The organism is Microbacterium sp. SL62 (assembly GCF_026672635.1).
Classification (GTDB): domain Bacteria; phylum Actinomycetota; class Actinomycetes; order Actinomycetales; family Microbacteriaceae; genus Microbacterium; species Microbacterium testaceum_A.
Genome location: NZ_JAPPRM010000001.1, coordinates 197,576 through 224,057, shown reverse-complemented (window position 1 = coordinate 224,057; position 26,482 = coordinate 197,576). Strand labels below are relative to the sequence as shown.

Annotated in this window: 27 protein-coding genes and 1 riboswitch; of the genes, 22 read left to right on the top strand and 5 right to left on the bottom strand. The window is 71.1% G+C overall.

All coding sequences use genetic code 11. The annotated features are described in order from the left end of the window. Positions 1 to 21 precede the first annotated feature (21 nt). Positions 22 to 132, top strand: a riboswitch (TPP riboswitch). From OVA26_RS00920 to OVA26_RS00910, 3 genes are all read left to right on the top strand, one after another. Beyond that, on the top strand, positions 124 to 759 hold the full coding sequence (locus tag OVA26_RS00920; protein ID WP_268102547.1) for an ECF transporter S component: 636 nt from the start codon (positions 124 to 126) through the stop codon (positions 757 to 759). It overlaps the preceding riboswitch by 9 nt. Beyond that, positions 759 to 2,207, top strand: a complete 1,449-nt coding sequence (locus OVA26_RS00915) for an ABC transporter ATP-binding protein (RefSeq protein ID WP_268102546.1) — start codon at positions 759 to 761, stop codon at positions 2,205 to 2,207. Before OVA26_RS00920 ends, OVA26_RS00915 begins: the two co-directional genes overlap by 1 nt. Beyond that, positions 2,204 to 2,989, top strand: coding sequence for an energy-coupling factor transporter transmembrane component T family protein (locus OVA26_RS00910; RefSeq protein WP_268102545.1), 786 nt, complete (start codon positions 2,204 to 2,206; stop codon positions 2,987 to 2,989). The genes OVA26_RS00915 and OVA26_RS00910 overlap by 4 nt, the downstream gene beginning before the upstream one ends. A gap of 80 nt (positions 2,990 to 3,069) precedes the next feature. Here the strand turns inward: OVA26_RS00910 and OVA26_RS00905 are convergent, their stop codons facing one another. Then, the gene (locus tag OVA26_RS00905; RefSeq protein WP_268102544.1) at positions 3,070 to 3,564 is read right to left on the bottom strand and encodes a GNAT family N-acetyltransferase; all 495 of its coding nucleotides are present in this window, start codon (positions 3,562 to 3,564) and stop codon (positions 3,070 to 3,072) included. A 131-nt stretch (positions 3,565 to 3,695) separates the two neighbouring features. Here OVA26_RS00905 and OVA26_RS00900 point away from each other — a divergent pair, with 131 nt between their 5' ends. Genes OVA26_RS00900 through OVA26_RS00885 form a run of 4 tightly spaced genes read left to right on the top strand, consistent with a single transcriptional unit; the run spans position 3,696 to position 7,071 of the window. Next, positions 3,696 to 4,661 (top strand): hypothetical protein, encoded by a 966-nt coding sequence (locus tag OVA26_RS00900; RefSeq protein ID WP_268102543.1) that lies wholly within the window; start codon positions 3,696 to 3,698, stop codon positions 4,659 to 4,661. 45 nt (positions 4,662 to 4,706) lie between these two features. Continuing rightward, positions 4,707 to 5,468 carry an SDR family NAD(P)-dependent oxidoreductase gene (locus tag OVA26_RS00895; RefSeq protein ID WP_268102542.1) on the top strand — a complete coding sequence of 254 codons (762 nt, stop codon included), beginning with the start codon at positions 4,707 to 4,709 and terminating at the stop codon, positions 5,466 to 5,468. Beyond that, positions 5,465 to 6,244 carry an enoyl-CoA hydratase/isomerase family protein gene (locus tag OVA26_RS00890; RefSeq protein ID WP_268102541.1) on the top strand — a complete coding sequence of 260 codons (780 nt, stop codon included), beginning with the start codon at positions 5,465 to 5,467 and terminating at the stop codon, positions 6,242 to 6,244. The genes OVA26_RS00895 and OVA26_RS00890 overlap by 4 nt, the downstream gene beginning before the upstream one ends. Further along, positions 6,241 to 7,071 (top strand): SDR family oxidoreductase, encoded by an 831-nt coding sequence (locus OVA26_RS00885; protein WP_268102540.1) that lies wholly within the window; start codon positions 6,241 to 6,243, stop codon positions 7,069 to 7,071. The genes OVA26_RS00890 and OVA26_RS00885 overlap by 4 nt, the downstream gene beginning before the upstream one ends. A gap of 152 nt (positions 7,072 to 7,223) precedes the next feature. Here the strand turns inward: OVA26_RS00885 and OVA26_RS00880 are convergent, their stop codons facing one another. Next, a complete protein-coding gene (locus OVA26_RS00880) occupies positions 7,224 to 8,081 on the bottom strand; it encodes a Cof-type HAD-IIB family hydrolase (RefSeq protein WP_268102539.1) in 858 nt (285 codons plus the stop codon). A gap of 302 nt (positions 8,082 to 8,383) precedes the next feature. Here OVA26_RS00880 and rlmN point away from each other — a divergent pair, with 302 nt between their 5' ends. The 9 genes from rlmN (at position 8,384) to OVA26_RS00835 (ending at position 17,832) form a co-directional block, all read left to right on the top strand. Then, positions 8,384 to 9,667 carry a 23S rRNA (adenine(2503)-C(2))-methyltransferase RlmN gene (gene rlmN, locus OVA26_RS00875; RefSeq protein WP_144784172.1) on the top strand — a complete coding sequence of 428 codons (1,284 nt, stop codon included), beginning with the start codon at positions 8,384 to 8,386 and terminating at the stop codon, positions 9,665 to 9,667. Between the two features lie 55 nt (positions 9,668 to 9,722). Beyond that, on the top strand, positions 9,723 to 10,862 hold the full coding sequence (locus OVA26_RS00870; RefSeq protein WP_268102538.1) for a DUF4232 domain-containing protein: 1,140 nt from the start codon (positions 9,723 to 9,725) through the stop codon (positions 10,860 to 10,862). Between the two features lie 82 nt (positions 10,863 to 10,944). After that, entirely contained in the window at positions 10,945 to 11,820 is an 876-nt protein-coding gene (locus tag OVA26_RS00865) for an ABC transporter ATP-binding protein (protein WP_268102537.1), read from the top strand. Beyond that, positions 11,817 to 12,620: an ABC transporter permease gene (locus OVA26_RS00860; RefSeq protein WP_268102536.1), complete on the top strand. Its 804-nt coding sequence runs from the start codon at positions 11,817 to 11,819 to the stop codon at positions 12,618 to 12,620. Before OVA26_RS00865 ends, OVA26_RS00860 begins: the two co-directional genes overlap by 4 nt. Further along, positions 12,620 to 13,843: a sensor histidine kinase gene (locus OVA26_RS00855; RefSeq protein WP_268102535.1), complete on the top strand. Its 1,224-nt coding sequence runs from the start codon at positions 12,620 to 12,622 to the stop codon at positions 13,841 to 13,843. Before OVA26_RS00860 ends, OVA26_RS00855 begins: the two co-directional genes overlap by 1 nt. Next, positions 13,840 to 14,472, top strand: a complete 633-nt coding sequence (locus tag OVA26_RS00850) for a response regulator transcription factor (RefSeq protein ID WP_268102534.1) — start codon at positions 13,840 to 13,842, stop codon at positions 14,470 to 14,472. Before OVA26_RS00855 ends, OVA26_RS00850 begins: the two co-directional genes overlap by 4 nt. A 110-nt stretch (positions 14,473 to 14,582) precedes the next feature. Continuing rightward, the gene (locus OVA26_RS00845; RefSeq protein WP_268102533.1) at positions 14,583 to 15,596 is read left to right on the top strand and encodes an aldo/keto reductase family protein; all 1,014 of its coding nucleotides are present in this window, start codon (positions 14,583 to 14,585) and stop codon (positions 15,594 to 15,596) included. A 125-nt stretch (positions 15,597 to 15,721) separates the two neighbouring features. Beyond that, entirely contained in the window at positions 15,722 to 17,353 is a 1,632-nt protein-coding gene (locus OVA26_RS00840) for a DUF4407 domain-containing protein (RefSeq protein WP_268102532.1), read from the top strand. Next, entirely contained in the window at positions 17,353 to 17,832 is a 480-nt protein-coding gene (locus tag OVA26_RS00835; RefSeq protein WP_268102531.1) for an NUDIX domain-containing protein, read from the top strand. Before OVA26_RS00840 ends, OVA26_RS00835 begins: the two co-directional genes overlap by 1 nt. A 310-nt stretch (positions 17,833 to 18,142) precedes the next feature. On the opposite strand, the gene OVA26_RS00830 is transcribed toward OVA26_RS00835, so the two are convergent. Then, positions 18,143 to 19,117, bottom strand: coding sequence for a zinc-binding dehydrogenase (locus OVA26_RS00830; protein ID WP_268102530.1), 975 nt, complete (start codon positions 19,115 to 19,117; stop codon positions 18,143 to 18,145). Positions 19,118 to 19,230: 113 nt separating this feature from the next. Between OVA26_RS00830 and OVA26_RS00825 the strand changes: the two genes are divergently transcribed. Continuing rightward, positions 19,231 to 19,806 carry a TetR/AcrR family transcriptional regulator gene (locus OVA26_RS00825; RefSeq protein WP_268102529.1) on the top strand — a complete coding sequence of 192 codons (576 nt, stop codon included), beginning with the start codon at positions 19,231 to 19,233 and terminating at the stop codon, positions 19,804 to 19,806. 30 nt (positions 19,807 to 19,836) lie between these two features. Here OVA26_RS00825 and OVA26_RS00820 read toward each other — a convergent pair whose 3' ends face one another. Continuing rightward, a complete protein-coding gene (locus OVA26_RS00820) occupies positions 19,837 to 20,151 on the bottom strand; it encodes a YbjQ family protein (RefSeq protein ID WP_268102528.1) in 315 nt (104 codons plus the stop codon). A 145-nt stretch (positions 20,152 to 20,296) separates the two neighbouring features. On the opposite strand from OVA26_RS00820, the gene OVA26_RS00815 reads away from it, so the two are divergent. From OVA26_RS00815 to OVA26_RS00795, 5 genes are all read left to right on the top strand, one after another. Then, positions 20,297 to 20,926 carry a GntR family transcriptional regulator gene (locus tag OVA26_RS00815; protein ID WP_268102527.1) on the top strand — a complete coding sequence of 210 codons (630 nt, stop codon included), beginning with the start codon at positions 20,297 to 20,299 and terminating at the stop codon, positions 20,924 to 20,926. Then, entirely contained in the window at positions 20,923 to 22,449 is a 1,527-nt protein-coding gene (locus tag OVA26_RS00810) for an MmgE/PrpD family protein (RefSeq protein ID WP_268102526.1), read from the top strand. The genes OVA26_RS00815 and OVA26_RS00810 overlap by 4 nt, the downstream gene beginning before the upstream one ends. Then, positions 22,449 to 23,348, top strand: a complete 900-nt coding sequence (gene prpB, locus OVA26_RS00805) for a methylisocitrate lyase (RefSeq protein WP_268102525.1) — start codon at positions 22,449 to 22,451, stop codon at positions 23,346 to 23,348. Before OVA26_RS00810 ends, prpB begins: the two co-directional genes overlap by 1 nt. A gap of 142 nt (positions 23,349 to 23,490) precedes the next feature. Continuing rightward, positions 23,491 to 24,675, top strand: a complete 1,185-nt coding sequence (locus tag OVA26_RS00800) for a bifunctional 2-methylcitrate synthase/citrate synthase (RefSeq protein WP_268102524.1) — start codon at positions 23,491 to 23,493, stop codon at positions 24,673 to 24,675. Continuing rightward, positions 24,675 to 25,853: a thiolase family protein gene (locus tag OVA26_RS00795; RefSeq protein ID WP_268102523.1), complete on the top strand. Its 1,179-nt coding sequence runs from the start codon at positions 24,675 to 24,677 to the stop codon at positions 25,851 to 25,853. The genes OVA26_RS00800 and OVA26_RS00795 overlap by 1 nt, the downstream gene beginning before the upstream one ends. Before the next feature lie 81 nt (positions 25,854 to 25,934). On the opposite strand, the gene OVA26_RS00790 is transcribed toward OVA26_RS00795, so the two are convergent. Beyond that, the gene (locus OVA26_RS00790) at positions 25,935 to 26,384 is read right to left on the bottom strand and encodes a GNAT family N-acetyltransferase (protein ID WP_268102522.1); all 450 of its coding nucleotides are present in this window, start codon (positions 26,382 to 26,384) and stop codon (positions 25,935 to 25,937) included. Positions 26,385 to 26,482 lie beyond the last annotated feature (98 nt).

The window sequence follows — 26,482 nt, the reverse complement described above, 5'->3', positions numbered from 1 at the left end:
GCTACCCCGCCCTATACTCTTCACGACAACCACGGGAGTCCGGTGAGCCGGGCTGAGAGGAAGCGAATCCACGCTTCGACCGTCGAACCTGATCCGGATCATGCCGGCGCAGGGAGGAGAGAAATGCACACGTCCACGTCTGCCCTCGCGAACCGCTCTTCGGTCGCCACCACGGACCGTTTCCGGTGGCGCGTCGTCGACATCGTCGTCGCCGCCGTCCTCGGCGTCGCGATCGGCCTGCTCTTCTGGGGCTGGAACACCGTCGGCGGTCTCTGGTTCACCGCGATGGACGGCCTCACCCCGGGCCTCGGCGGGATCGCCGTCGGCATCTGGCTGATCGGCGGCGTCATCGGCGGCCTCGTGATCCGCAAGCCCGGCGCGGCACTGCTCGTCGAGCTGATCGCGGCGATCGTGTCGGCGCTGATCGGCAACGTGTGGGGCGTCACCACGATCTTCTCGGGGCTGGCCCAGGGCCTCGGCGCGGAGCTGATCTTCCTCGCCTTCCTCTACCTGCGGTTCACGCTGCCCGTCGCGATGCTCGCGGGTGTGGGTGCGGGCGTCGGCGCGTGGGTGCTCGAGCTCTTCCTCACCCCCAACCTGGCCAAGTCCGTCGAGTTCAACCTCATCTACCTCGGCACCCTCGCCGTCTCGGGTGCTCTGCTGGCCGGTCTCGTCGGCTGGCTGCTCGTGCGCGCCCTCGCCGCCACCGGAGCGCTCAGCCGCTTCGCCGCGGGCCGGGAAGCGCGTCGCGACGTCTGATGACGGGCCCCGCACGCGTCGACGTCGAGGGCTGGGGCTGGCGATACGCCGGTCGTAAGCTGCCCGCCACGCGCGAGGTCGACCTCGTCATCGAGCCCGGGGAGCGCGTCCTGCTGCTCGGCGCGTCGGGGGCCGGCAAGTCGACCCTGCTCGCGGGCCTGGCGGGACTGCTCGGCGGGAGCGACGAGGGGGAGACCACCGGCCGCATCCTCGTCGACGGCGCCCCGCCCGAGACGCAGCGGGGCCGCATCGGCCTGGTGCTGCAGGATCCCGAGGCGGGCATCGTGCTGTCGAAGGTGGGCGACGACATCGCCTTCGGGTGCGAGAACCTCGGCGTCCCCGCGGCGCGGATCCCCGCGCGGGTGGCCGAGGCCGTGGCATCCGTCGGTCTCGCCGTTCCCCTCGACCGCCCCACCAAGGCGCTGTCGGGCGGGCAGAAGCAACGGCTCGCCCTCGCCGGGGTGCTGGCGATGCGACCGGGACTCCTGTTGCTCGACGAACCCACGGCCAACCTCGACCCCGAGGGAGTGGCCGAGGTGCGCGTCGCCGTGGAGGGGGTCGTGGCGCACGAAGGCACGACCCTCGTGCTCATCGAGCACCGCACGGCGGTGTGGGCCGACCTCATGACCCGGGTCGTCGTGCTCGCCCCCGGCGGCGGAGTGCTGGCCGACGGACCGCCCGAGCGCGTGTTCGCCGAGTACGGGGACGCCCTGGCCGCCGCGGGTGTGTGGGTGCCGGGCCGCCCGGTCGACCTTCCCGTACTCGCTCCGGTCTCGGCGCCGGATGCCGTGCTGCGCGCGTCCGCCCTGTCGATCGGGCGGGAGAAGGGCGCCGTCGTGGCCTCGGGGCTCGACGTCTCCCTGCCGCGCGCGGCGGGGACGGTGATCACGGGACCGAACGGCGCGGGGAAGTCGACCCTCGCGCTCACGCTCGCGGGACTGCTCCCCGAACTCGCCGGGGAGGTCGTCGCCGCCGAAGAACTCGCCGCGCGCGGGGTCCGTCGCCCGGTGCGCTGGCGATCGACCGAGTTGCTCACCCGCATCGGGACGGTGTTCCAAGAGCCCGAGCACCAGTTCCTCGCCGCGACCCTGCGCGACGAACTCGCGGTCGGCCCCCGCGCTCTGCGCATGGCGCCGGCCGAGGTCGACCGCATCGTCGACGAGCTGCTGGAGCGCCTCGATCTGGCATCCCTCGCTCTCGCCAATCCCTTCACGCTGTCGGGGGGACAGAAGAGGCGGCTGTCGGTCGCGACGGTGCTCGCGGCCTCTCCCGAGGTGATCGTGCTCGACGAGCCGACCTTCGGTCAGGACCGCCGCGGGTGGATGGAGCTCGTCGCCCTGCTCCAGCGCGAGATCGCGCGCGGGCGCACGGTGGTCGCCGTCACGCACGACGCCGACGTGGTGCGTCACCTCGGTCAGCACCGCATCCGGATGGGGGATGCCGCGTGAGCGCCGTCACCATCGAGCGTCCGCGCACCGCCTGGCTCGACGGGGTGAACCCCGTCACGAAGGTCGCGATGGTGATCGTGCTGGCGGCCCCCCTGCTCGTCTCGATCGACGCCGTGAGCGCCGCGACGGCGCTGCTGCTCGAACTGATGTGCGTGCCGCTCACGGGACTGACCTTCGCCGCGGTCCTCGCGCGCCTCGTGCCCGTGATCGTCTTCGCCCCCGTCGCCGCGGTGAGCATGCTGCTCTATGCCCGGCCGGGGGGAACCGTGTACGGCACGTTCTTGTTCGCGACGGTGAGCGACGACTCGATCGCCCTCTCGCTCGCCGTGCTGGTGCGCGTGGTCGCCCTGGCCCTGCCGATCATCCTGATCTTCGCCCGCACCGACCCCACCGAGCTCGCCGACGCCCTCGCACAGGTGGCGAAGCTGCCCAGCCGCTTCGTCCTGGGCGTTCTGGCCGGAGCCCGGACGGTCGGCCTGTTCGTCGACGACTGGCGCACGATGAGCCTGGCCCGGCGCGCCCGTGGACTGGGCGACCGCGGGGCCCTCCGCCGCTTCTTCTCGATGGCGTTCGTGCTGCTCGTGTTCGCCGTTCGGCGCGGCACGAAGCTCGCCACGGCGATGGAGGCGCGGGGGTTCGGCTCCGACATCGAGCGCACGTGGGCGCGCCCCTCGACTCTCTCGGGTCGGGATGCCGTGGCCCTGGCCGCCGCGCTCGCGCTCATCGCCGTCGCCCTCGGGGCCGCGGTGGTGTCGGGGGCGTTCCGGGTGGTGGGGACGTAGACCTCCGTGGAGGGTCCGCAACGCTCGGCGCGGGTGGGCCGCCGGGCGGGGTGGACCGGAGGCGAGAGCTCGCGCTCGCCTCAGAACACGTACTCGAAGCAGAGCGATCGCGGCATCGTCTCGACGTAGGGCTCGTAGACGGGGATCGGCGTGAAGCCCGCGGCGGCGTAGACCCGCAGCGACTCGGGCTGCATGCGACCGCTCTGCAGGATGACACGGTGCGCACCTCCGCGCCGGGTGAGGTCGACCACGGTCGCGGTGAGCGCCGTGCCGATCCCGCGTCGACGGCCCGCGGGGACGACGATCAACCGCTTCAGCTCCCACTCCTCGCCGAGGCGGCGCAGGATCACGTGTCCGAGCGGCGTGTCGTCCGCATCGAGAGCCAGCAGCGTCGCGACGACCTGCTCGGGGTGCACGGCGAGGGCCTCTCCGCGTTTCGCCGCGACCTCGGGGGTGTCGTCGGCGTCGGCGTCGCGGTACCGCTCGTCGAGATCGGCATCCAGCGCGGCGCGCAGGGCGACCGCGCGGGGATCGTCGACGTCGACCTTCTCGATGCGGAAGTCCGGGAGATGCACCCATCGAGCCTAGGCGCACCGCGCGGCGACCACGGTGCGGGGCGAGGCCGACGCGTGCGGGACACGTCCGTAGGGAATGATCGCGGGGGTCGATCGGTTCGGACAGCGGCAGAATGAGCTCGGGGGATGCCATGGGATTGTCGTTCGGAATACTCGCGGTGAGTGTGGCCGTCGCGGGCGCCGTGATGTTCGTCGCCATGCCGCGGATCGGCACTCCCGGACCCATGACCCTGTTCCTGCGCTTCGCCGCCGTGGCCGGGGTGACGGCCGCGGGCTCCAGCGCGATGTACTTCATCTACGGCGCGGGGGGCGGCATCCTGACCCTCGTCCTGGGCGACGTGGCCATGGTGCTCGCACCGGCCCTGCTCATCGTCGCGTTGAGCGCTCTCGAAGGACGGCCCGCGCGGAGGACGTCGATCGGGATCCTCGTCCTCGCGCTGGCGGTCGCCATCGTGACCGCCACCGTGCCGCTTCCGGGATCCCTCGCCGTGAAGGCCGTCGCCGTCGCCGCGACCTGCGGCGCGTGCGCGTGGGTCGCGAGCCATTCGCGCGTCGAACCGTTCGGTCCGTTGCGTGTGATCGCCCTGACGAACGCCGTCTTCGCCGTCTATTCGCTCTCGCGGGCGATCGTGGGCGTCGTCGTCGGCTGGGATTCGACGCTGTTCCGCTTCGTCTTCTCGTTCGCCCCGGCGACGGTGCTCGGGGCGGCCGCGGTCCTCGCGATCGGAGCGGCGGTCGTCCGCGTGCGTTTCGGGCCGCGCGTCGCGGCGGAGGTCGCGCCGTGTCCCGCGGGAGCGGCGGTCGTCGTGGGGGACTGGGACCTGGCATCCACGGCCTACGGCCCGGATCGCATGCGAGGCCTCGTCGCCGACCTGCGCTCCGCGGCACGCGATCTCGACCCCGGCGCCGCCGATGTGCCGCGCGGGACCGAGACCACGGTCCCCGGCGCGGTCTCGGCCCTGGGCGCCCATCTGCAGACCGCGTACGGGTGGGAGCCCGAGCAGACGATCCTGCTCGTGGACGGCGCGACGACCGGCGCCGTCCGCACGCAGCCGGGGCGTCGGGCGAAGAAGAGGTGGGGCTCGGCGCGGTCCTGAGTCTCGACTACTGTGGTACTCGGTTTCAGCTTCGAAGGAGAACGCATGGATATCGCAGGAGCATCCGCCCTCGTCACCGGCGGCGCCTCGGGCCTCGGACTCGCCACCGCGCGCCGTCTGACCGAGGCGGGAGCGCGCGTCACGATCGTCGACCTGCCGACATCGAACGGGGCCGCGATCGCCGAAGAACTCGGCGGATCGTTCGCCCCCGCCGACGTGACGGATGCCGAGCAGATCGCCGCGGCCGCCGCCCTCGCCGCCGACGCCGGACCGCTTCGCGTCGTCGTGAACTGCGCGGGGATCGCGCCGCCCGCCAAGGTGCTCGACCGCGACGGGAACCCCTCGGCGCTCGCCGACTTCGAGCGCGTCGTCCGCGTCAACCTCGTCGGCACGTACAACGTCATCGCGCAGACCTCCGCCGTCATCGCGCAGACCGACCCCACCGACGGCGGTGACCGCGGCGTCATCGTGAACACCGCGAGCGTCGCGGCCTTCGACGGACAGATCGGCCAACCCGCGTACTCCGCGAGCAAGGGCGGCGTGCACGCGATGACGCTCCCCATCGCCCGGGAGCTCGCCCGCCACGGCATCCGCGTCGTCACCATCGCCCCCGGCATCATGGAGACGCCGATGCTCAAAGGACTCCCGCAGGCGGCACAGGACTCGCTGGGCCAGCAGGTGCCCTACCCCTCGCGCCTCGGAGCCCCCGACGAATACGCGCGCCTCGTGCTCGCGATCGCCGACAACGGCTACCTCAACGGCGAGACCATCCGCCTCGACGGCGCGATCAGAATGGCACCGAAATGACCGACGGCATCCTGCTCCACATCGAGGACGGGCTCGCGCGCGTCACCTTCGACCGGCCCGCCTCGCTGAACGCGATGGACTTCCCGATGGCCCGCCGCTGGCGTGAGGTCGCCCACGAGGTCACCTCCGACGCCGCGGTGGGAGCGGTGATCCTGGATGCCAACGGCCCGGCGTTCTGCGCGGGCGGCGACGTCGTGGCGATGTCGACCACGGGTGCCGCGGGAAGCGACGTGACCGAGACGGCGCACGCGATCCACGACGGCATCCGCACCTTCGCCGAGGCCCCCCTGCCGATGGTCGCCGCCGTGCAGGGCGCCGTCGCGGGCGGAGGGCTCGGGCTCATGCTCACGGCCGACTACATCGTCGCGAGCGAGAACGCGCGCTTCGTCAGCCGCTACGCCAACATCGGACTCACCCCCGACCTGGGCGTCTCGACACTGCTGCCCGCCGCGATCGGCCAGCGCCGCGCGCTGCAGCTGCTGCTGCAGGACCGCATGCTCACCGCCGCGGAGGCCCTGGACTGGGGTCTGGTGGCCGAGGTCGTGGCATCCGCAGATCTGGTGACGCGCGTCGACGAGATCGCGCGCTTCTGGCTCGAGGGGGCGACCGCCGCGTTCGGGCAGGCCACGCGCCTCGTCCGCGTGGGCGCCGCGCGCACCCTCGCCGAGAACCTCGACGACGAGGCCGCCACGATCGGCGCGGCTTTCGAGACCCCCGAAGCGCGCGCGCGGGTCGCCGCGTTCGCCGCCGCCTCCGCGAAAGGACAACGCTCGTGACGCTCGCCGGCAAGACCATCCTCATGTCGGGCGGCAGCCGCGGCATCGGCCTCGCGATCGCGCTGCGCGCGGCCCGCGACGGCGCCAACATCGCGATGCTCGCGAAGACCGACACCCCGCACCCGAAGCTCCCCGGCACGGTGCACACGGCGGCGGACGAGATCCGCGCGGCCGGAGGGCAGGCGCTGCCGATCGTGGGCGACGTGCGCGACGAGGCCTCGATCACCGAGGCCGTGATGCGCACGGTCGGCGAGTTCGGCGGTATCGACATCGTCGTCAACAACGCCAGCGTCATCGACCTCTCGGGCTCGCTCGAGCTCGCGACCAAGAAGTACGACCTCATGCAGGACGTCAACGTGCGCGGGACGTTCCTGCTCTCGCGCGCTGCGGTGCCCCAGCTGAAGGACGCCGAGAACCCGCACATCCTGTCGCTCTCGCCGCCGCTGAACGTCACGCCGAAGTGGCTCGGGGCTCACACGGGGTACAGCCTCGCGAAGTTCGGCATGACGATGGCCACCCTCGGGCTCGCGGCCGAGTTCGCCGAGGCCGGCATCGCGGCCAATACGCTCTGGCCGCGCACGACCATCGCGACCGCCGCCGTGCAGAACGTCATCGGCGGCGACCGGCTCATGGCCGTGTCGCGCACGCCCGAGATCTACGCCGACGCCGCCTACGAGGTGCTGATCGCGCCCGCGCGCGAGCGCACCGGGCAGACGCTCATCGTCGAAGACGTGCTGGAAGCCTCGGGCGTGACGGACTTCTCGGGGTACGCGGCCGTGCCGGGCACGCCGGATGAGGCGATGTACCCGGACATCTTCCTCGACTGACGCGCGGCGCGGGAGAGGCGGCGACGCCCCCTCGCGCCGCGATAAACGCCGATCCTCCCGAGACACGCAGTGCCGCGGCGTGTCTCGGGAGGATCAGCGTTTATGGGGCTGGGGCTGGTCGCTGGGGCGGGGCTGAGGGGCGGGGCCCGACCTCAGATCAGGCCCAGGTCCGCGAACGCGTTGTGCACGCCGTCGTCGAGAACCGCGGTGGTCACGCGGCCGGCGAGACGCTGGAGCTCGGGCACGGCGTTGCCCATCGCGACGGGCGTGCCGACCACCTCGAACATCTCGACGTCGTTCCAGCTGTCGCCGATGCCGATGGCATCCGTCGCCGACAGGCCCAACTGATCGAGCACCGCCGTGATCGCGGAGCCCTTGGTGACGCCGGCCTGACCGATCTCGCCGTTCGACCCGCCGGGCAGCGGGATCGAGCCCGGGATGACGTGGAAGCCCTCGCCGAGAGCGGCCGATGCGTGCGCGACGGTGTCGGTCGACGGGCTGACGAACACGGCCTTCGCGACGGCGTCGCGGTCGACCTCGGAGACCGGCCGCGGCTCGCGCCAGAGCGGCTGCTCGGGAGGCAAGCCCTCGGCTGCGAGCTCGGCGGCGCGCTTCTCGTGCCGTTCGCGGCGGTACTCGGTCATCACGGGACCCATGCCGGCGCTCGCGTACACGCCCCCGTGGGTCTGGAGGAAGTAGTGGATGCCGTGAGCCTCGAAGTAGCGCTCGAGGGCTTCGACGTCGGCGCGGGGCATCGGCTGCTCGACGATCAGGGCGTCCTCGTCGGGATCACCGCCGCGGGTCGCGTACGCGCCCCCGTTGGTGATCGCCCCGTCGAAGCCGATCGCCAGCACCTCGGGGTGGATGTCGCCCGCCGATCGCCCGGTGGAGAGCCACACGAGGTGGCCGTTCTCGCGCGCCTTCCGCACGGCGGTCACCGTCGAGGGGGCGATTACCGAACCGTGCTCGAGGATCGTGCCGTCGACGTCGAGGAAGGCGATGCGGGTCATGTGCACTCCACAGCGATCGGCGCCGGAGCGCGACCAGGTCGGGGGATCGACGCGGATGCCACGTCGAGAGCAGACGCCATCGGGCTCACGAGCACGGACGACACCGCCACCGTACGCGACCGGCGCCTGCGCCCGGCCCGCGGTTCGGCATCCGGCCCCTCACGTGCCCCCTCGTCCCCACGCCTCGCGTGCGGGGACTGGATCTGTCGCCTTCCGACCCGCGAAGCGACACAGCGTGACCGCTCAGGCGAGAGGGGACCGCGCCCAGCCGCGGTGTAGATGCGCCCGGTACCCTGGAAACCATGACCGAACAGCCCCCCGTGCGCACGACGACGCCTCGGCAGGTGCGCCCCGCGGGTGCCCCGGCCGACACCGGCATCCGCCAGGTGCGCCCCAAGACCGAAGGTTGGCAGCAGGCGAAGGACGAGACCGGTCGTCCGCTGCTGCAGTTCGCCAGCCCCAAGCGCGGCAAGCCGCCCGTGCACCTCGCCGACCTCACGCATGACGAGCGCATCGCCAAGCTCAAGGAGCTCGGTCTCCCGGGCTTCCGCGCGAAGCAGCTCGAGAAGCACTACTTCACGCACTACACGTCGGATGCCGCCGACATGACCGACCTCCCGGCATCCGGTCGTGAAGAGCTTGTCGCGGGAATGCTACCGCCCCTGCTCACCGAGGTGCGCCGGCTCGAGACCGATCGCGGCGACACGATCAAGTTCCTCTGGAAGCTGCACGACGGCGCCCTCGTCGAGTCGGTGCTGATGCGCTACCCCGGCCGCATCACACTGTGCGTGTCTTCGCAAGCGGGGTGCGGCATGAACTGCCCGTTCTGCGCCACCGGCCAGGCGGGACTGACCCGCAACATGTCGGCCGCCGAGATCATCGAGCAGATCGTGCGCGCCAATGCCCTCATCGCCGCCGGCGGCCTGGGCGGCAAGAAGCGCGACGACCACTCGCTCGACCGGGTCTCGAACATCGTGTTCATGGGCATGGGTGAGCCGCTTGCCAACTACGCGCGCGTCATGCAGGCGGTGCGCGTGATGGTCGACAAGGAGCACGGCCTGGGCATGAGCGCCCGCGGCATCACGGTGTCGACCGTCGGACTCGTCCCCGCGATCAAGAAGCTCGCCGACGAGGACATCCCGGTGACCTTCGCCCTCTCGCTCCACGCCCCCGACGACCACCTGCGCGACGAGCTCATCCCGGTGAACTCCCGCTGGAAGGTGGACGAGGCCCTCGATGCCGCGCGCGCCTACTTCGACAAGACCGGACGCCGCGTCTCGATCGAATACGCCCTGATCAAGGACATGAACGACCACGCGTGGCGCGCCGACCTGCTGGCCGAGAAGCTCAACGCCCGCGGTCGCGGCTGGGTGCACGTGAACCCGATCCCGCTGAACCCGACGCCCGGCTCGATCTGGACGGCATCCGAGGTGCCCGTGCAGAACGAGTTCGTACGCCGCCTCAACGACGCCGGCATCCCCACGACCCTCCGAGACACTCGCGGCAAAGAGATCGACGGGGCGTGCGGCCAGCTCGTCGCGACCGAAGAAGACGAGGCGGCCGCGGCGGTCACGCCGGTCGGCTGAACCGTGTCGGAACCGGGGGGAGCGTTCGCCCCCGGGCTGCGACAGGATGGGGACGATGTCTCCTCTTCGTCCTCGCCTCGTCACGTCCGCCCTCGTCGCCGCCGTCCTCTGGGTCGCCGTGGCCGGCGCGCGAGACGTCCTTCTTCAGATCCCGTCGGGCCTCGCGCAAGCAGCGAGCCTCGTGCCGCAGCTCGTCCCGACCACGCTGACCGTCTACCAGAGCGAGGGTGCGGGGCTCGTCCCGATCGTCGTGGGTGGCGTCGCCGTCGGTCTGCTCTCGCTGGCGTTCGCGGTGCTCGCCCGGCGCGGTGGGTCCACCTTCCTCAGCTCGTGGTTCGGGGTCGTCGTCGCGGGCGCCCTGGTCGGACTCGGCCTCGACCTCGGTGCGGGATGGTCGTGGCTCGCCATGTTCGGCCCCCGGGGGCTGTCGTCGAGCGGGTTCGGCGTGGCCGCGGCATCCGGCGCGCTGTGGGGACTCGTCGGCGGGTGGATCCCCGCCCTCATCGCGCGGGAACGGGGTGCCGTGGGCGATGCCTCCGCGTCGCGGCGGATCCTCGCGCCCCTGGTCTCGCTCGCCGTCGTCGCCGTGGTCGCGGTCGTCGTGACGGGCGCGCTGACCGATTCCGCGCGGGCGGCGGCGATCGCCGCCGAGGCCGCGGCGCAACGGGAGGTGGACGCCGCGCACAGTTTCGGGGCGCTTCCCGACCCCGATGCGCCCGGTGAGCCCGTGCCGGAGACGGCCGACGCGGTCCTCGACGTGGACGCCCAGTGGTGCACGCCCGACAAGGCCACGGTGCTCTCGGGAGAGCCCGACGCGGCGACCGGTCACCGCGGCATGCCGATCCGGTTGATGAACTTCTCCGACCAGCCCTGCGTGATCGAGGGATACCCCGACGTCGCCTTCGGCGATCAGAACGGGCACCTGCTCGACGTGACCATCGAGCACGGACGGTCGTTCATGGCCCAGGACCCGGGCCCGCTCCGCGTCGAGGTTCCCGCCGGGGGGTACGCGATCAGCATCCTCGGCTGGGATGCCGCCTCTCCGCACGGCGCGCTCGTCACCCATACGGTGTGGGCTGCGCAGACGCCCGGCATGGCCCGGGGGTCGTGGCCGATCGAACTCGACATCGTCGAGGGGTCCACCGTCGCCGTCACCGCGTGGACGGTCGACGTCGACCCGACGAGCCCGGGGTGAGCCGTCGCGTCCCCCGATCGGTGGATGCCGCGTCCACCGGCCCGTCGTTCCCGTCGCCGCCCCGCCCCGTCAGACTGAGGTCATGAGCGAGAACGTCGTCGAGGTCGAGAACCTCCGCAAGACCTACAAGGGCGGTCTCGAAGCGTTGCGCGGGGTGTCGTTCGACATCCGCCGGGGTGAGACGTTCGCCCTGCTCGGGCCGAACGGCGCCGGCAAGAGCACGGTCATCGAGATCCTCGAGGGCTACCGCGACCGCACGAGCGGCGAGGTGCGCGTGCTCGGCATCGACCCGCACCGCGGCGGCCTCGACTGGAAGGCGCGACTCGGCATTGTGCTGCAGAACACCGGCGAAGCGCCCACGGCGAGCGTGCGGGAGCTGCTGGCGCACTTCGCCTCGTTCTACCCGCGCCCGCGCGACGTCGACGAGGTCATCGCCTCGGTCGGGCTGAGCGAGAAGGCCAAGGTCTCGGTGCGCAAGCTGTCGGGCGGGCAGCGGCGTCGCGTCGACGTCGCTCTCGGCATCGTCGGCCGACCCGAACTGCTGTTCCTCGATGAGCCGACGACCGGCTTCGACCCCGAGGTCAGACGGCAGTTCTGGGACCTCATTCGCGACCTGCAACGCGAGGGCACGACGATCCTGTTGACCACCCACTACCTCGACGAGGCAGCCGAACTCGCGGAACGCGCGGCGATCATCGTCGGCGGAGAAATGGCATCCGTCGGTCGTATCGACGAACTCGGCGGACCGGATGCCCGTGTGCCTCTCGTGCGGTGGCGCGAGGGCGGTGAGACCCGCGAGCAGCGCACGCAGGATCCCGGAGCGGTGGTCGCCCAGCTCTACGCCCGTGTCGGCGAACCCGAGCGGCTCGAGGTCGTGCGCCCGAGCCTCGAAGACGTGTACCTCTCGTTCCTCGGCGACGAAGCGCGCCGCACGACCGCGGCGGGAGGCACCGCGTGAGCCGCGTGCTGCGGCTGGGTGCCGCCCGTGTCGCGTTCGAGGTGCGCTCGTACTTCCGCCAGGGCGACTCGGTGTTCTTCACGTTCCTGTTCCCCGTGATGATCCTGCTGATCTTCGCCGTCGCCTTCGACGCGCAGACCTTCGGCCCGCCCGGAGACGAGGTGGATGCCGCGCAGTTCTACCTCCCCGCGATGCTCGCCGCGGGCGTGCTGCTGTCGGGCCTGCAGAACATGTCGATCGACATCGCGATGGAGCGCAGCGACGGCACGCTCAAACGCCTCGGCGGAACCCCGCTGAGTCCGGTGTCGTACTTCATCGGCAAGCTCGGGCAGGTGCTGGTGACCGGATTCCTGCAGTCGGCGCTGCTCATCGTGGTGGCCGCGGTGTTCTTCGGCGTGCCGCTTCCGACCGCCCCGGAGCGCTGGCTGACCTTCGCGTGGGTGTTCCTCCTGGGCGTCACCACCTGCGCGATCCTCGGGATCGGCCTGTCGGCGCTGCCCCGCACCGGCCGGAGCGCCACGGGCGTCGTCATTCCGATCGTGCTGCTGCTGCAGTTCATCTCGGGCGTCTACATCAACTTCGCCGCCCTCCCCGAGTGGCTGCAGAACGTCGCGAGCGTCTTCCCGCTGAAGTGGCTCGCGCAGGGCTTCCGCTCGGTGTTCTTGCCCGAGAGCTTCGCGGCCGGCGAGCCGTCGGGCTCGTGGGACCACCCGCTGATCCTGCTGGTGACGGGTCTGTGGCTGGTGCTGGGACTCGCGCTCGTGCGGCTGACGTTCCGGTGGATTCGGAAGGACGCGTGATGTCGCAACTCACCGCCACCCCGGTCGCCGCCTCGGACGCGGCGGATGTCGGACTCCCCACGACGCGAGGGTGGATCGTCGCCTTCCTCGCGGCGGGAATCCTGGGTGCGGGCATCGCTGTGGCATCCGCGGTCGTCGCCGGCATCCCGTGGGCCTCGGCTGTCGCTGCGCTGACGCTTCTCGGGGCCTACACCGTGTTCATCCTGCTCGTGCTGCCCCGTCTGCTGCGGCGCGAGGCGGGGACGATGGGCGCGCTCGACGTGGTCACCATGGTGGTCACGGTGCTCGCGGTCGCGCTGTTGACCTCCCTCGTGCCGTGGCTCGCGATGCTGCAGTTCTGGGTCTTCCCGCTGCTGTGGACGCTGGCCGCGTCGACCCGCATCGCGGTGGGCGCGTGCTTCGTCTCGGCCGCGTCGATCTTCGCCGCGCTGCTGCCCTGGACCGGTGGAGAATCGTGGGCGGTCATGGCCTTCGTACAGGGCGCGTCGTTCGTCTCCGCCATCGTGCTGGGGCTCTGGATCAGCGGGATCTCGCGGTACGGCTCCGAACGCGACGCTCTCGTCACCGAGCTGACGGCAGCGCAGAGCGAACTCGCCTCTCTGCATCACGACGCCGGCGCGATGGCCGAGCGCGAGCGCCTCACCGCCGAGATGCACGACACGATCGCGCAGAGCCTCGCGGGGACGGTCATGCTCGCACAGCGCGCCCGGCGCGAGTTGGTCGAGGGAGCTCTGTCGCCGTCTACCCTCGAGCTCGTCGAGGAGGCCGCACGGGCAGCACTCGCCGAGACCCGAGAGCTGGTCGCCGGGGGAGCCCCCGCCTCGGTCGGGGCCGGCGGACTGACCGAAGCGTTGCGCACGGTGGTCGCGCGGGCCGTCCGCGAAACGGGTCTCGACGTCGAGCTCGTGACCTCGGTCGTACCGCCGCTCGATCGCGAGGCCGAGGTGGCGCTCCTGCGGTGCGCGCAGGAGGGCCTCTCGAACGCGAGACGGCACTCCGGCGCCCGTCGCGTCGAGGTGACTCTCGCCGAGCGGCACGGCGTCGTGGAGGTCGCCGTGCGCGACGACGGCGTCGGTTTCGACGCCACCGCCAGCGCGCACGGCTACGGCATCGAAGGGCTGCGTGCACGCCTGGGCGCCCTCGGCGGATCGCTCGAGGTCGACGGCACCCCGGGGGCTGCGACGGTACGCGCCGGAGTCCCTGTCAGGGCGGGACGCTCGTGATCCGCGTCGTCGTCGCGGACGACCACCCCATCGTGCGCGCGGGGCTCGTCGGCTTGTTGGACGCCGCAGACGGGATCGACGTGGTCGGAGCGGCCTCCGACGGGGTGGAGGTCGTGGACCTCGTCGAGAAGGAACGTCCCGACGTGGTGCTGATGGACATGCGGATGCCGCGCCGCGACGGCGACGAGGCGACCGCGATGCTGCGCGAGAGCGTGCCCGCGACGCGTGTCATCGTCTTGACGACCTACGAGAGCGACGACGTCATCATGCGCGCGATCGCCGCGGGGGCGAGCGGGTACCTGTTGAAGGCCGCTCCCGAAGCGGAGTTGATCGCGGGCATCCGCGCGGTCGCAGCCGGCGAGGTGGCTCTCGCGCCGAGCGTCGCCCGGGTGCTGGTGGGGCAGGCGGGGCGGGCGCCCGACATGCCGACGCTGACCCCTCGAGAGGTCGAGGTGCTCTCGCACGTCGCCGAGGGGCTGAGCAACCGCGAAATCGGCGTCCGTCTTCACCTCGGCGAGGCGACGGTCAAGACGCATCTGCTCAAGGCCTTCACAAAACTCGAGGTTGCGGATCGCACGCGCGCCGTCACGCGGGCGATGGAGCTCGGCATCCTGCGGTCGCCCTCGTGAGAGCTCGGAATCGGTCGCTTCCGACGATTCGTGGCGACACCTTCCGACCCCTCATGCGGATATCCGGATGCCGCGGCCCCGGTGTCGGTGGCCGGGTCTAGCGTGGAGGAATGGTCGCTTATCGCTATCTCGGCAACAGTGGATTCAAGATCTCGGAGATCACCCTCGGCAACTGGGTGACCCACGGCTCGCAGGTCGGTGACGACGCGGCGATCGCCACGGTGCACGCCGCCCTCGACGCCGGCATCACGACATTCGACACCGCCGACGCCTACGCCAACACGGCCGCCGAGACGGTTCTCGGCAAGGCCCTCGAGGGGCAGCGGCGCGAGTCGCTCGAGATCTTCACCAAGGTCTACTTCCCCACCGGCCCCGCTGGCCCCAACGACACAGGCCTCAGCCGCAAGCACATCATGGACTCCATCAACGGGTCGCTCAAGCGCCTGGGCACCGACTACGTCGACCTCTACCAGGCGCACCGCTTCGACTACGAGACGCCGCTCGAAGAGACCTTCCAGGCCTTCGCCGACATCGTGCGCCAGGGCAAGGCGCTCTACATCGGCGTCTCGGAGTGGACGGCAGAGCAATTGCGCGACGGGCACGCGCTCGCGAAGCAGCTCGGCATCCAGCTCATCTCGAACCAGCCGCAGTACTCCATGCTGTGGCGCGTGATCGAGGGCAAGGTCGTGCCCACCAGCGAAGAGCTCGGCATCTCGCAGATCGTCTGGTCGCCGATGGCCCAGGGCGTGCTGAGCGGCAAGTACCTGCCCGGTCAGCCCGTGCCCGAGGGCTCGCGCGCGACCGACGAGAAGAGCGGCGCCACCTTCATCAAGCGGTTCCTCCGCGACGAGACCCTCGAGGCCGTGCAGCGCCTCAAGCCGATCGCCGAAGAAGCCGGACTCTCGATGCCCCAGCTCGCGATCGCGTGGGTGCTGCAGAATCCGAACATCGCGGCAGCCCTGGTGGGTGCATCGCGACCCGAACAGCTCGCGGACACCGTGAAGGCGTCGGGAGTCACTCTGGATGCCGACACCCTCGCCGCGATCGACTCGGCCCTCGGCGACGCGGTGTACTCCGACCCCGAGAACACCTACGAGGTATCGCCGAAGCAGCGCGTGGCCTGACCCGCGGACGACGGTGGGGCGGGGCTTCGGCTCCGCTCCGCCGCGTTGCGACGCGAAGAGGGGCGCTCGGCTGCGCCTCAGGCGCCGCTCAGGAGAGGGCAGGGTGGGCGTCGTACTCTGTGCGAATGTCCTTTTCCGCTCACCGGCCGGGCCGCTTCGGCTCCGATGGCCGCATCGAGTTCACAACGGACGAGGAACGCGAGCAGTATCTCGACGACATCCTCGCCGCGCAGAACGCGGCCCACCGCCCCGCCGAGGCCCAGGACCACACGTCCGAGCCGTGGGGCGCGCCGCCCGCAGACGACGAGCCCGTCGACCCGTTCGTCGTCGACGCGCGCGACGCCGAGCCGGTCGAGACCCCCCGCGACGACGCCCCCGCCGACGACCACGACACCGTGGTGATCCAGCGCTCCCGCGCCGACGACGAGACCGCGGTGATCCCCGACGAGGTGCCCGAGCCTGCGGCATCCGTGCCCGCGGCATCCGAGCCGCGCCAGCCCCGCCTGCGCCGTCACGATCCTCGACGACCGCGTCTGTCGCTGATCCGCCGGATGGCGGTGCTCGGCGGGGCCGACAACGACGTCCTCGACGAGGTGCCTGAAGAGGTGCCGCGCTTCGTGCAGATGTTCCTCGTGCTCGCCGGAACCGCTCTGGTCTCGTCGCTGTCGATGATGTTCGCGCTGCTGACGGGAGTGCGCGTGAGCCTGTGGCTCGCCGTGCCCCTCGCGATCGTGTGGGGCCTCATCATCTTCAACCTCGACCGCTTCCTCACCTCGACGATGCGTTCGACGAAGAACATCTTCCGCCTGCTCGGCCTGGCCATGCCCCGCGTGATCATGGCGGCACTGATCGGCATCGTCGTGGCCGAGCCGCTCGTGCTGCAGGTGTTCCAGAACGACATCGTGCGCGAAGTGAACTCCACCAACGTCACGCAGGCCCTCACCGACCAGGATGCCGTCACCAGCGGCCCCGAGAAGCAGGCGCTCGACGCCGCGAGCGCGCAGGTGTCGGCGCTCGAGAACCAGGCGGCGACCGGCATCGTGACCGGAACCTCGTCGACCTCGGCCGAATCCGCCGCGGCTCAGCAGAGCGTCGATCAGCTCACGCAGCAGCTCGCCGCGCAGCAGACCGTCATCGACCAGGCGCGCGCGGTGTACCAGTGCGAGCTCACGGGCCAGGGCGCCGGCACGGTTCCGGGCTGTACGGGCGTCGCCGGCAACGGCGCGAGTTCCGACGCGGCGCAGGCGCAGCTCGCTCAGGCGCAGTCGGCCTACGACTCGCTGTCGACCCAGCTCGCGCAGGCGCAATCGACCCTCGCCGCCGCGAACTCCGCCGGGGCCGAGGCCGCCGCCTCGTCGGCCGACCAGAACAAGCAGCAGGCCGAGGACCAGCTGCCCGCCGCGCGGGCGCAATACGAGTCGGCGCTCGCCGCGTACAACGCGCGGGCGTCGTCCGTCGCCGACGGCAACGCGGGAGCGGTGGGCCTGCTCAGTCAGATCACGGCCCTCGAACGCCTGTCGGACCGCGAACCGACGCTGCGCTGGGCGCACTACCTGATCGCCGCGCTCTTCTTCATGATCGAGCTGCTGCCCGTGCTCGTGAAGGTGCTCACCGGGTTCGGTGGTCCCTCTCTGTACGAAAAGGCCGAGAAGATGCGCGGGCAGATCGCTCTCGACCGCGTCTCGGCGCGGACGTTCCGCAAGCGCGCCGACATCATCGCCGATGAGGCGAACCGCGTGCCGGCCACCGTCACCTGATGGTCGTGTGGAGCGCGGGACTGCTGCTGTACCGGCTGATGCCGGAGCCGCAGGTGTTCATCGCGCACATGGGCGGACCGTTCTGGGCGAAGAAGGACGCCGGTGCCTGGTCGATCCCGAAGGGCGAGTTCGACCCCGAATCCGAGGGGGCTCTGGATGCCGCGCGCCGCGAGTTCCGCGAAGAGCTCGGCGTCGAGCCGCCCCAGGTCGAGTGGGCGGAGCTCGGCACCTTCGTGTACGCCAGCGGCAAGAAGGTGGTCGTCTTCGTGGGGGACGGCGCCGGGTTCACGGCATCCGACTTCACGTTCGGCACATTCGAGATGGCGTGGCCGCCCCGCTCCGGGAAGACGGCCTCGTTCCCCGAGGTCGACCGCGCGGAGTGGATGGCTCCGGATGCCGCGCGCGAAGCGCTCGTGAAGGGCCAGCGCCCGGCGATCGACGCGCTCGAAGCCGCGCTGGCGGAGCTGCCCGCGTCCTGACGCGTCTCGGGCAGAACGCAGGAGAAACAGCGACGGCCCCGACGCCGACCCGCGGGATTGCGGGGGCGCCGGGGCCGTTCGCCTGAGAATTTCCGGAATTCTGCGCGCGCGGTCTGATCGGGCCTGCGGAGAGGGGCCGCGGCAGGTCGCGTGCAGAACGCAGGAGAAACGGCGACGGCCCCGACGCCGACCCGCGTGATTGCGGGGGCGCCGGGGCCATCGGCGTGCGGATCTCCGCAGTTCTGTACGCGAAGCGCGCCGGACACCGGCCCGCGGCGCCGCGCAAGAGCGGCACCGCGGGCCCGAGACATCACGGACGCAGCAGGATCTTGCCGACGCGGGGAGCGTCGCTCGCGGTGACGGCCTCGACGATGTCGTCGAGACCGAAGGTGGCCGCGACCGGGAGCGTCAGGGTGCCGTCGGCGAGGTAGCGCGACAGCTCGCCGAACAGGGCGCCGCGGGTCTCGGCATCCATCGTCTTGCTGACGACGCTGCCCCAGAAGCCCTTCACGGTGGCCTGGCGGAAGATGAGGTCTCCGGCGCCGAGTTCGAGCTTGCCGGCGCCCATCGATCCGAAGATCACGAGCGTGCCGTTCTCGCTCAGCAGCGACAGCACCTGGCCGGCCGCGGGGCCGCCGACCGAGTCGACGCCCGCGACGACCGTGCCGTCGCCGACGAGGGTGAGGGCCTGCTCGCGCCAGTCGTCGGCGTCGGTCGACACGACGTTGTCGATGCCCTGGGCGGCGAGCTCCTCGACGGCGCTCTGGCGGCGCACGAGACCGACGACGTTGACGCCGCGGGCTTTCGCGATCTGCGCGACCATGCGGCCGACGGCACCGTTGGCGGTGTTCTGCACGATCCAGTCGCCGGCCTTCAGGTCGAGCGAGTGCAGCAGGCTGATGGCGCTGAAGGGCATCGAGACGAGCTGCGAGGCGACCTCGTCGCTCAGGCCCTCGGCGACGGGGATGAGGCCCGCAGCCTTGGCGACGACCTGCTCGGCCCACACTCCGAAGGTGCCGCCGGTGGCGACGCGCTGGCCGACGGTCAGGTTCTCGACGCCCTCGCCGAGCTCCTCGATGACGCCGACCGCTTCGGTGCCGGCGCGGGCGGGGAGCTCGGGCTTGAAGCCGTACGTGCCGCGGATGGTCCACAGGTCGTGATTGTGGATCGGCGACATGAGCACGCGCAGGCGCACCTCACCGGGCCCGGGGGTCGGGGTCTCGACCTCTTCGGTTCCGACGACGTCGGCCGGCTCGCCGAACTCGTGGTGGATGACTGCGCGCATGGAATGCCTCCTGTGGTTATTTTGTAACGACCGGTCTAATATAGACCTCGGGCCTGCGAATGCAACCCGGAAGACGCTGCACAGCCGAAAGACGGAGGAAGAACATGGGCCGGATGCCGAGCTTCGAGCGCTCCGCCGTCGTCGACGCCGCGCGCGACGTGTTCTGGCGGCGTGGGTACGCCGAGACGGGTATCGCCGAACTCGAGGACGCCACGGGCCTGACCCGCTCGAGCCTGTACAACGCCTTCGGCAGCAAGCGCGGACTCTTCGACGCCGTCCTCTCGGCCTACCTCGACGATGTGGTCCGCACGCGCCTGCGCCCACTGGGCGGGGGAGACCCCGGCGCCCTCGAGGCCTATGTCGACGACATGCGTTCGGCCATCGAGGCCGACGCCCCGCGCGCTCGCCTGGGGTGCCTGCTGCTCAACGCCGGCTCCTCGCCCCTCGCGAGCGACGACGCCGAGGTGCGCACGCTCGTCTCGGACTACGCGGCCGAGATGCGCGCCGCGATCCGCTCGGCGGTCGCCGACCGTCGCCCCGACCTGACCCCGGATGCCGTGGACGCGCTCGCCGCGGTCTGCGCCTCGCTCGTGGTGGCCGGCCTCACCCTCGCGCGCGCCGATCGCGACGCGGCGCTGGGGACGCTGGCATCCATCCCCTCGACCCTGGAGTCGTGGGGGCGGAGCTGATTCCGCCGCGGCGCCCACTCGGGGTTCGGGTCAGCCCAGCTTGACGGCCGTGCCGTAGGCGACGACCTCTTGGAAGTTCTGCGCCACCTCGCTGGTGTCGAAGCGCATCGCGATCACCGCGTCGGCGCCGACGGCCTGGGCCGCCTCGACGAGACGCTGCTTCGCCTCGTCGCGGCTCTCCTGCAGCTGCCGGGTGAGACCTTGCAGCTCGCCGCCGAAGATCGATTTGAGGCCGGCGCCGAACTGCACCCCGATGTTGCGGGCGCGCACGGTGAGGCCGGTCACTTCGCCGTACACTTCGACGATCTGACGGCCGGGGACATCGTTCATGGTCGTGACGAGCATGCGCTCAGTGTGGCAGGTGAGGTAGCGGTGCGCGAGGGGGTGCGCGGAGGCACTTTGTGTATACCTAAGACGCATCCAGGAGCGGCATCTTCGCCGTATAGGGCGTAGATTGCATACACTGGAGGGATGACGGCGAGGGGGCAGCATGCGAGCGAGTGAACGCGCATATGCGACGCTCCTCGACGAGATCCAGACGGGGGTGCTTTCGCCGGGCACCGTGTTGGGCGAAGTCGACCAGTCCACCCGGCTCGGCGTCAGTCGCACCCCGCTTCGCGAGGCGCTGCGCCGGTTGGCATCCGATGGTCTCGTCGCTCAGGCCTCGGCCCGCGTCACCGTCGTCGCCGGCATCGACGTCGACGACATCCGCTCCCTCTTCGATCTGCGTCGCGCGCTCGAGACCGAGGCGGCGCGCCTCGCGGCCCGGCGCGGTGATCGCGGTGTTTTCCTCGACCTCGCGACCGAGTTCGCCGGCGTCAACACCGCGGACGCCGACGCGTACTACGCCCTCATCTCCCGCTTCGACTCCGCGATCGACGACGCCGTCGACAACGCCTACCTCTCCGCCGCGCTCCGGAGCGTCCGCACCCATCTCGTACGGGTGCGACGCATGGCGCGAGACAACCCCCTTCGCCTCTCGGCGTCGACGGGGGAGCATGAACTGATCGCGAGAGCGATCGGCGCCGGAGACCCCGAACTCGCCGCCCACGCCACCCACGTGCACCTGCACAACGCCCTCACCACCATCCTCGAAGCCCTCACGGAGGACCCCTCATGACGATCACCCACCACGTGCGCGTGCACCGCAGCGACGAGAACCTCGCCCGCGAGGGCCAGCTCGCCTGGGCCCTCGCGCGCGTCGCGGTCGACCCGGTGGCCGTCGACGACGACGTGACCGAGATGATCGTCAACCGCCTCATCGACAACGCCGCGGTCGCCGCAGCCTCGCTGACCCGTCAGCCCGTGAGCGCCGCGCGCCAGCAGGCGCTGGATCACGCTGTGTCGATCGGCGGAGCGGGCGCCACGGTGTTCGGCTGCGCGCTCGAGCGGCACTCCAGCCCCGAGTGGGCGGCCTGGGCCAACGGCGTGGCCGTGCGCGAGCTCGACTACCACGACACCTTCCTCGCCGCGGACTACTCGCACCCCGGCGACAACATCCCGCCCGTGCTGGCCGTCGCCCAGCACACCGGTCGCGATGGCGCCGCCCTCGTGCGCGCCCTCGCCACGGCCTACGAGATCCAGATCGACCTGGTGCGCGCGATCTCGCTGCACAGGCACAAGATCGACCACGTCGCCCACCTCGGACCCGCCGCCGCAGCCGGCATCGGCACCCTCCTCGGCCTCGACCAGGAGACGATCTACCAGGCCATCGGCCAGGCCCTCCACGTCACCACGGCCACGCGCCAGTCGCGCAAGGGCGAGATCTCGACGTGGAAGGCGCACGCCCCCGCCTTCGCCGGCAAGATGGCGATCGAGTCCGTCGACCGCGCGATGCGCGGCGAGACGAGCCCCTCGCCGATCTACGAGGGCGAAGACGGCGTGATCGCCTGGATGCTCGACGGCCCCGACGCCTCGTACGACGTGCCCCTGCCCGCCGAGGGCGAGAGCAAGCGCGGCATCCTCGACTCCTACACGAAGGAGCACTCCGCCGAGTACCAGGCGCAGGCGTGGATCGACCTCGCCCGACGCCTCGGGACCGAGCGCCCGGAGCTGCGCGACCCCGCCAACGTGGCATCCGTCGTCCTGCACACGAGCCACCACACGCACTACGTGATCGGGTCGGGAGCGAACGACCCGCAGAAGTACGACCCGACCGCGTCGCGCGAGACCCTCGATCACTCGATCCCGTACATCTTCGCCGTGGCCCTGCAGGACGGCGCGTGGCACCACGTCGACTCGTACACCCCTGAGCGCGCGGGTCGTGCCGACACCGTCGAGCTGTGGCACAAGGTCACCACGGCCGAAGACGCCGAGTGGACGCGCCGGTATCACTCCGAAGATCCTCAGGAGAAGGCGTTCGGCGGTCGCGTCGTCATCACCCTCACCGACGGGTCGACCGTGGAGGACGAGATCGCCGTCGCCGACGCCCACCCGCTCGGCGCGCGGCCATTCGCCCGCGAGGACTACGTGCGCAAGTTCCGCCTGCTTGCCGAGCCCGTTCTGCAGCCCGACGAGATCGAGCGCTTCCTCGAGCTCGTGCAGCGACTGCCCGAGCTGACCCCGGCCGAGGTCATGCGGCTCTCGATCGTCGCGAAGCCGGGCGTGCTGGCCCTGGCACCCGCGCCGAAGGGATTGTTCTGATGCTGTACGCCCAGACCACCGCGCAGCAGAAGCGTCGCGCGTTGCGCGAGAAGTTGGCATCCGGAGAAATCGTCCGGATGCCGGGAGCCTTCAACCCGCTGTCGGCTCGACTCATCGAGCGCAAGGGCTTCGAGGGCGTCTACATCTCGGGCGCGGTCATCTCGGCCGACCTCGGCCTGCCCGACATCGGACTGACCACGCTCACCGAGGTCGCCGGTCGCGGACAGCAGATCGCCCGCATGACGGAGCTGCCCGCGATCATCGACGCCGACACCGGGTTCGGCGAGCCGATGAACGTCGCGCGCACCATCCAGACGCTCGAAGACGCGGGGCTCGCGGGCACCCACATCGAAGACCAGGTCAACCCGAAGCGCTGCGGTCACCTCGACGGCAAGAGCGTGGTCGACGCCGACACCGCGATCAAGCGCATCCGCGCGGCGGTCGACGCCCGGCGCGACCCCGACTTCCTCATCATGGCCCGCACCGACGTGCGCGCCGTCGAGGGGCTCGATGCCGCGATCGACCGCGCGAAGGCCCTGGTCGACGCCGGCGCCGACGCGATCTTCCCCGAGGCGATGCGCGATCTCGGCGAGTTCGAGGCGATGCGTTCGGCGCTTGAGGTGCCGATCCTCGCGAACATGACCGAGTTCGGAAAGAGCGAGCTGTTCTCGACGCAGCAGCTGCACGACGCCGGCGTGAACCTCGTCATCTGGCCGGTCTCGCTGCTGCGCCTCGCGATGGGCGAAGCGGGTCGGGGCCTCGACGCCCTGGCATCCGAGGGTCATCTGCGAGAGCAGCTCGGACAGATGCAGCACCGAGCCGACCTCTACGACCTCATCGACTACGAGGGCTACACCCGCTTCGACGCCGACGTGTTCGACTTCACCGTCGAACGCTGAGGCCCCGCCTGGCCAGTGAGGTGACCATGTCCCGAAATGCGCGAACCATGTCCCAGAAGTGGTCGTCTGGACAGGGCTCAGACAACCGAAATCGGGACATGCGCCCCCGTACGAACACCGCACACGACTCAAGGGAGAGACGATGACCGACATCAAGAAGGGCCTCGCCGGGGTCACGGTCGACGAGACCGCCGTCAGCAAGGTGAACCCCGACACCAACAGCCTGCTCTACCGCGGATACCCCGTGCAGGAGCTCGCGGCCACGCAGTCGTTCGAGGCGGTGGCGTACCTGCTGTGGAACGGAGAGCTTCCGGATGCCGCGCAGCTCGCCGACCTGCGACGGGTCGAGCGAGCGCACCGGGCGGTGGCCGACGACGTCCGCGCCGCGATCGACCTGCTGCCCACGAGCGCCCACCCGATGGACGAGGTGCGCACCGCCGTCAGCGTCATCGGTGCTCGCGAGACGGCCGGGATCTCGAACGTGATGGATGCCGTGGGCACCCCCGAAGAGAACCTCGAGCGCAGCATCCGCCTGTGGGCGCAGCTGCCGGCCGTGGTCGCGTACGGCCAGCGCCGCCGCCGCGGCGAAGAGCTCATCGAACCGCGGGACGACCTCGACTACGCGGCGAACTTCCTGTGGATGACGTTCGGCGAGGAGGCCGACGGGGTCGTCGTCGACGCATTCAATCGCTCGATGATCCTGTACGCCGAGCACTCCTTCAACGCCTCGACCTTCACCGCGCGCGTGATCGCGTCGACCCTCAGCGACCTCTACTCCGCCGTCGTCGGCGCGATCGGCGCCCTCAAGGGCCCGCTGCACGGCGGCGCGAACGAGGCCGTGCTGCACGTGTTCACCGAGATCGGCTCGGCCGAGAACGTCGGGCCGTGGCTCGACACCGCCCTCGCCGAGAAGCGCAAGATCATGGGCTTCGGCCACCGCGTCTACAAGCGGGGAGACTCGCGCGTGCCCACGATGAAGGCCGCGCTCGACACCCTGGTGGAGCACTACGACCGCCCCGACGTCGCCGCCCTCTACGACGCCCTCGAGTCGCAGTTCGTCGAGCGCAAGGGCATCTACCCGAACCTCGACTACCCCTCGGGCCCCGCCTACGACCTGATGGGCTTCGACACGCTGACCTTCACCCCGCTGTTCGTCGCGGCGCGCGTGACGGGCTGGACCGCGCACATCCGCGAGCAGCAGGCCTCGAACGCGCTGATCCGTCCGCTGTCGGAGTACGTCGGCGCCGACGAGCGGCATATCGAGGGCTACGTTCCGGATGCCGACGACCTCGAGGCCCAGGAACGCCCCGAGGAAGCCGCGGGCTGATGTCGGCGCCCAGGATCGTCCTCGTCTCGGGAGCGCGCACGCCGATCGGGTCGTTCGGCGGCGCCCTGTCGGGCGTCGACGCGTACGAGCTCGGTGCGGTCGCGGTCTCGGAGGCCCTGCGTCGCGCCGGCGTCGCGAAAGACGACGTCGACGAAGTCGTCATGGGCTGCATCGCCCAGAACGGCCCCGACGCCTACAACGCGCGCCGCGTCGCGCTCGCCGCGGGGCTGCCCACGCGCGTGCCCGCCTTCACCGTGAACCGTCTCTGCGGCTCGGGCCTGCAGGCGATCTGGTCGGCGGCGCAGGAGCTGCGCTGGGGCGGCATCGACGTGGCCGTGGCCGGTGGTGACGAGAGCATGTCGCGCACGCCCTTCCTCGAGTACGGCGCCCGCGGCAACTCGCGCCTCGGCGACCGGACCCTGCTCGACGGCACGCTCGCGATCCTCACCGACCCCTTCAGCGGCCGACACATGGGAACGACGGCCGAGGTCGTGGCATCCCGATACTCCGTCTCTCGAGAAGAACAGGACGCGTTCGCCGTCGAGAGCCAGCGGAGAGCTGCGACGGATGCCGCCCGCGCGGCCTTCGCGGAAGAGATCGTGCCCGTGACCACCGGTGGCCGCAAGCCCGTCGAGGTCTCGGTCGACGAGCACCCGCGGCCGGGGACGACCATGGAAGCCTTGGCGGGGCTTCGACCCGCGTTCGAGAAGGACGGCTCGGTGACCGCCGGCAACTCCTCGGGCATCAACGACGGTGCCGCAGCGACGGTGCTGATGCGCGAGGACGACGTGCGCGAGCGCGGGCTGACGGGCCTTGCGACCCTCGAGGCCGTGACCACCGCGGGCGTCGACCCCGAGATCATGGGCTACGCCCCGGTCATCGCCCTGCAGCGGCTGTGGGAGCAGACGGGGCTCACCCCCGCCGACGTCGACGTGATCGAACTGAACGAGGCCTTCGCTGCCCAGGCGGTCGCGGTCATCCGCGACGGCGGCCTCGACCCCGAGAAGGTGAACCCCTACGGCGGGGCAATCGCTCTCGGCCACCCGGTCGGAGCGACGGGCGCGATCCTGACGGTGCGCGCGGCCCTCGACCTGCAGCGCCGCGACCTCGAGTACGCGGTCGTAACGATGTGCATCGGCGGCGGCCAGGCCCTGGCCGCGCTGTTGCGGCGGTGCTGAGCCGCCCGCCCCGCCCCGCCCCCGCGCGAGTCGCCAGAATTTGTCGCCGAGGGGTAGCCCGAAGCGACAATTCTTGGCGACTCACGCGGAGTGGGCGTGTGCGGGGGTTCGGAGAGACAGGAACACGTCGACCTCGTCTTCGGAGTCGAGGGTGAAGCCGGCGCGCTCGTAGAGGCGGCGGGCGGGGCTGCCCTGCAGCACGTTCAGGCGTGTCGGGCCGTCGTGCGGTTCGGCCAGCACCTGTCCCAGCACGGCGCCGCCGACGCCGCGACCTTGCAGAGCGGATGCCAGGTAGAAGTGCTCGATCCAGCGGGTCGCGCCGTCGGGCCGGACCGTGATGGAGCCGGCATCCGCCCCGTCGACGACGATGATGCGCGTCCACTCCGGGTGGAAGCCGTCGCGCAGGCGCTGGCGCACCCGATGTTCGTCGAAGCGGCCGAGGCGTTCGAGGTCGGCGCGCAGCACCTCGGCGCGCAGCTCGACGAGCCACTCGATGTCACCGGCGACGGCCGGGCGCAGGCGGAACTCCACCCCTGAAGCCTAGAACCGCGTGAGTCGCCATATTCTGTCGCCGGCGGGCCGGTCGAAGCGACACATTCTGGCGACTCACGCGCGGCGCGGCCCCGGGA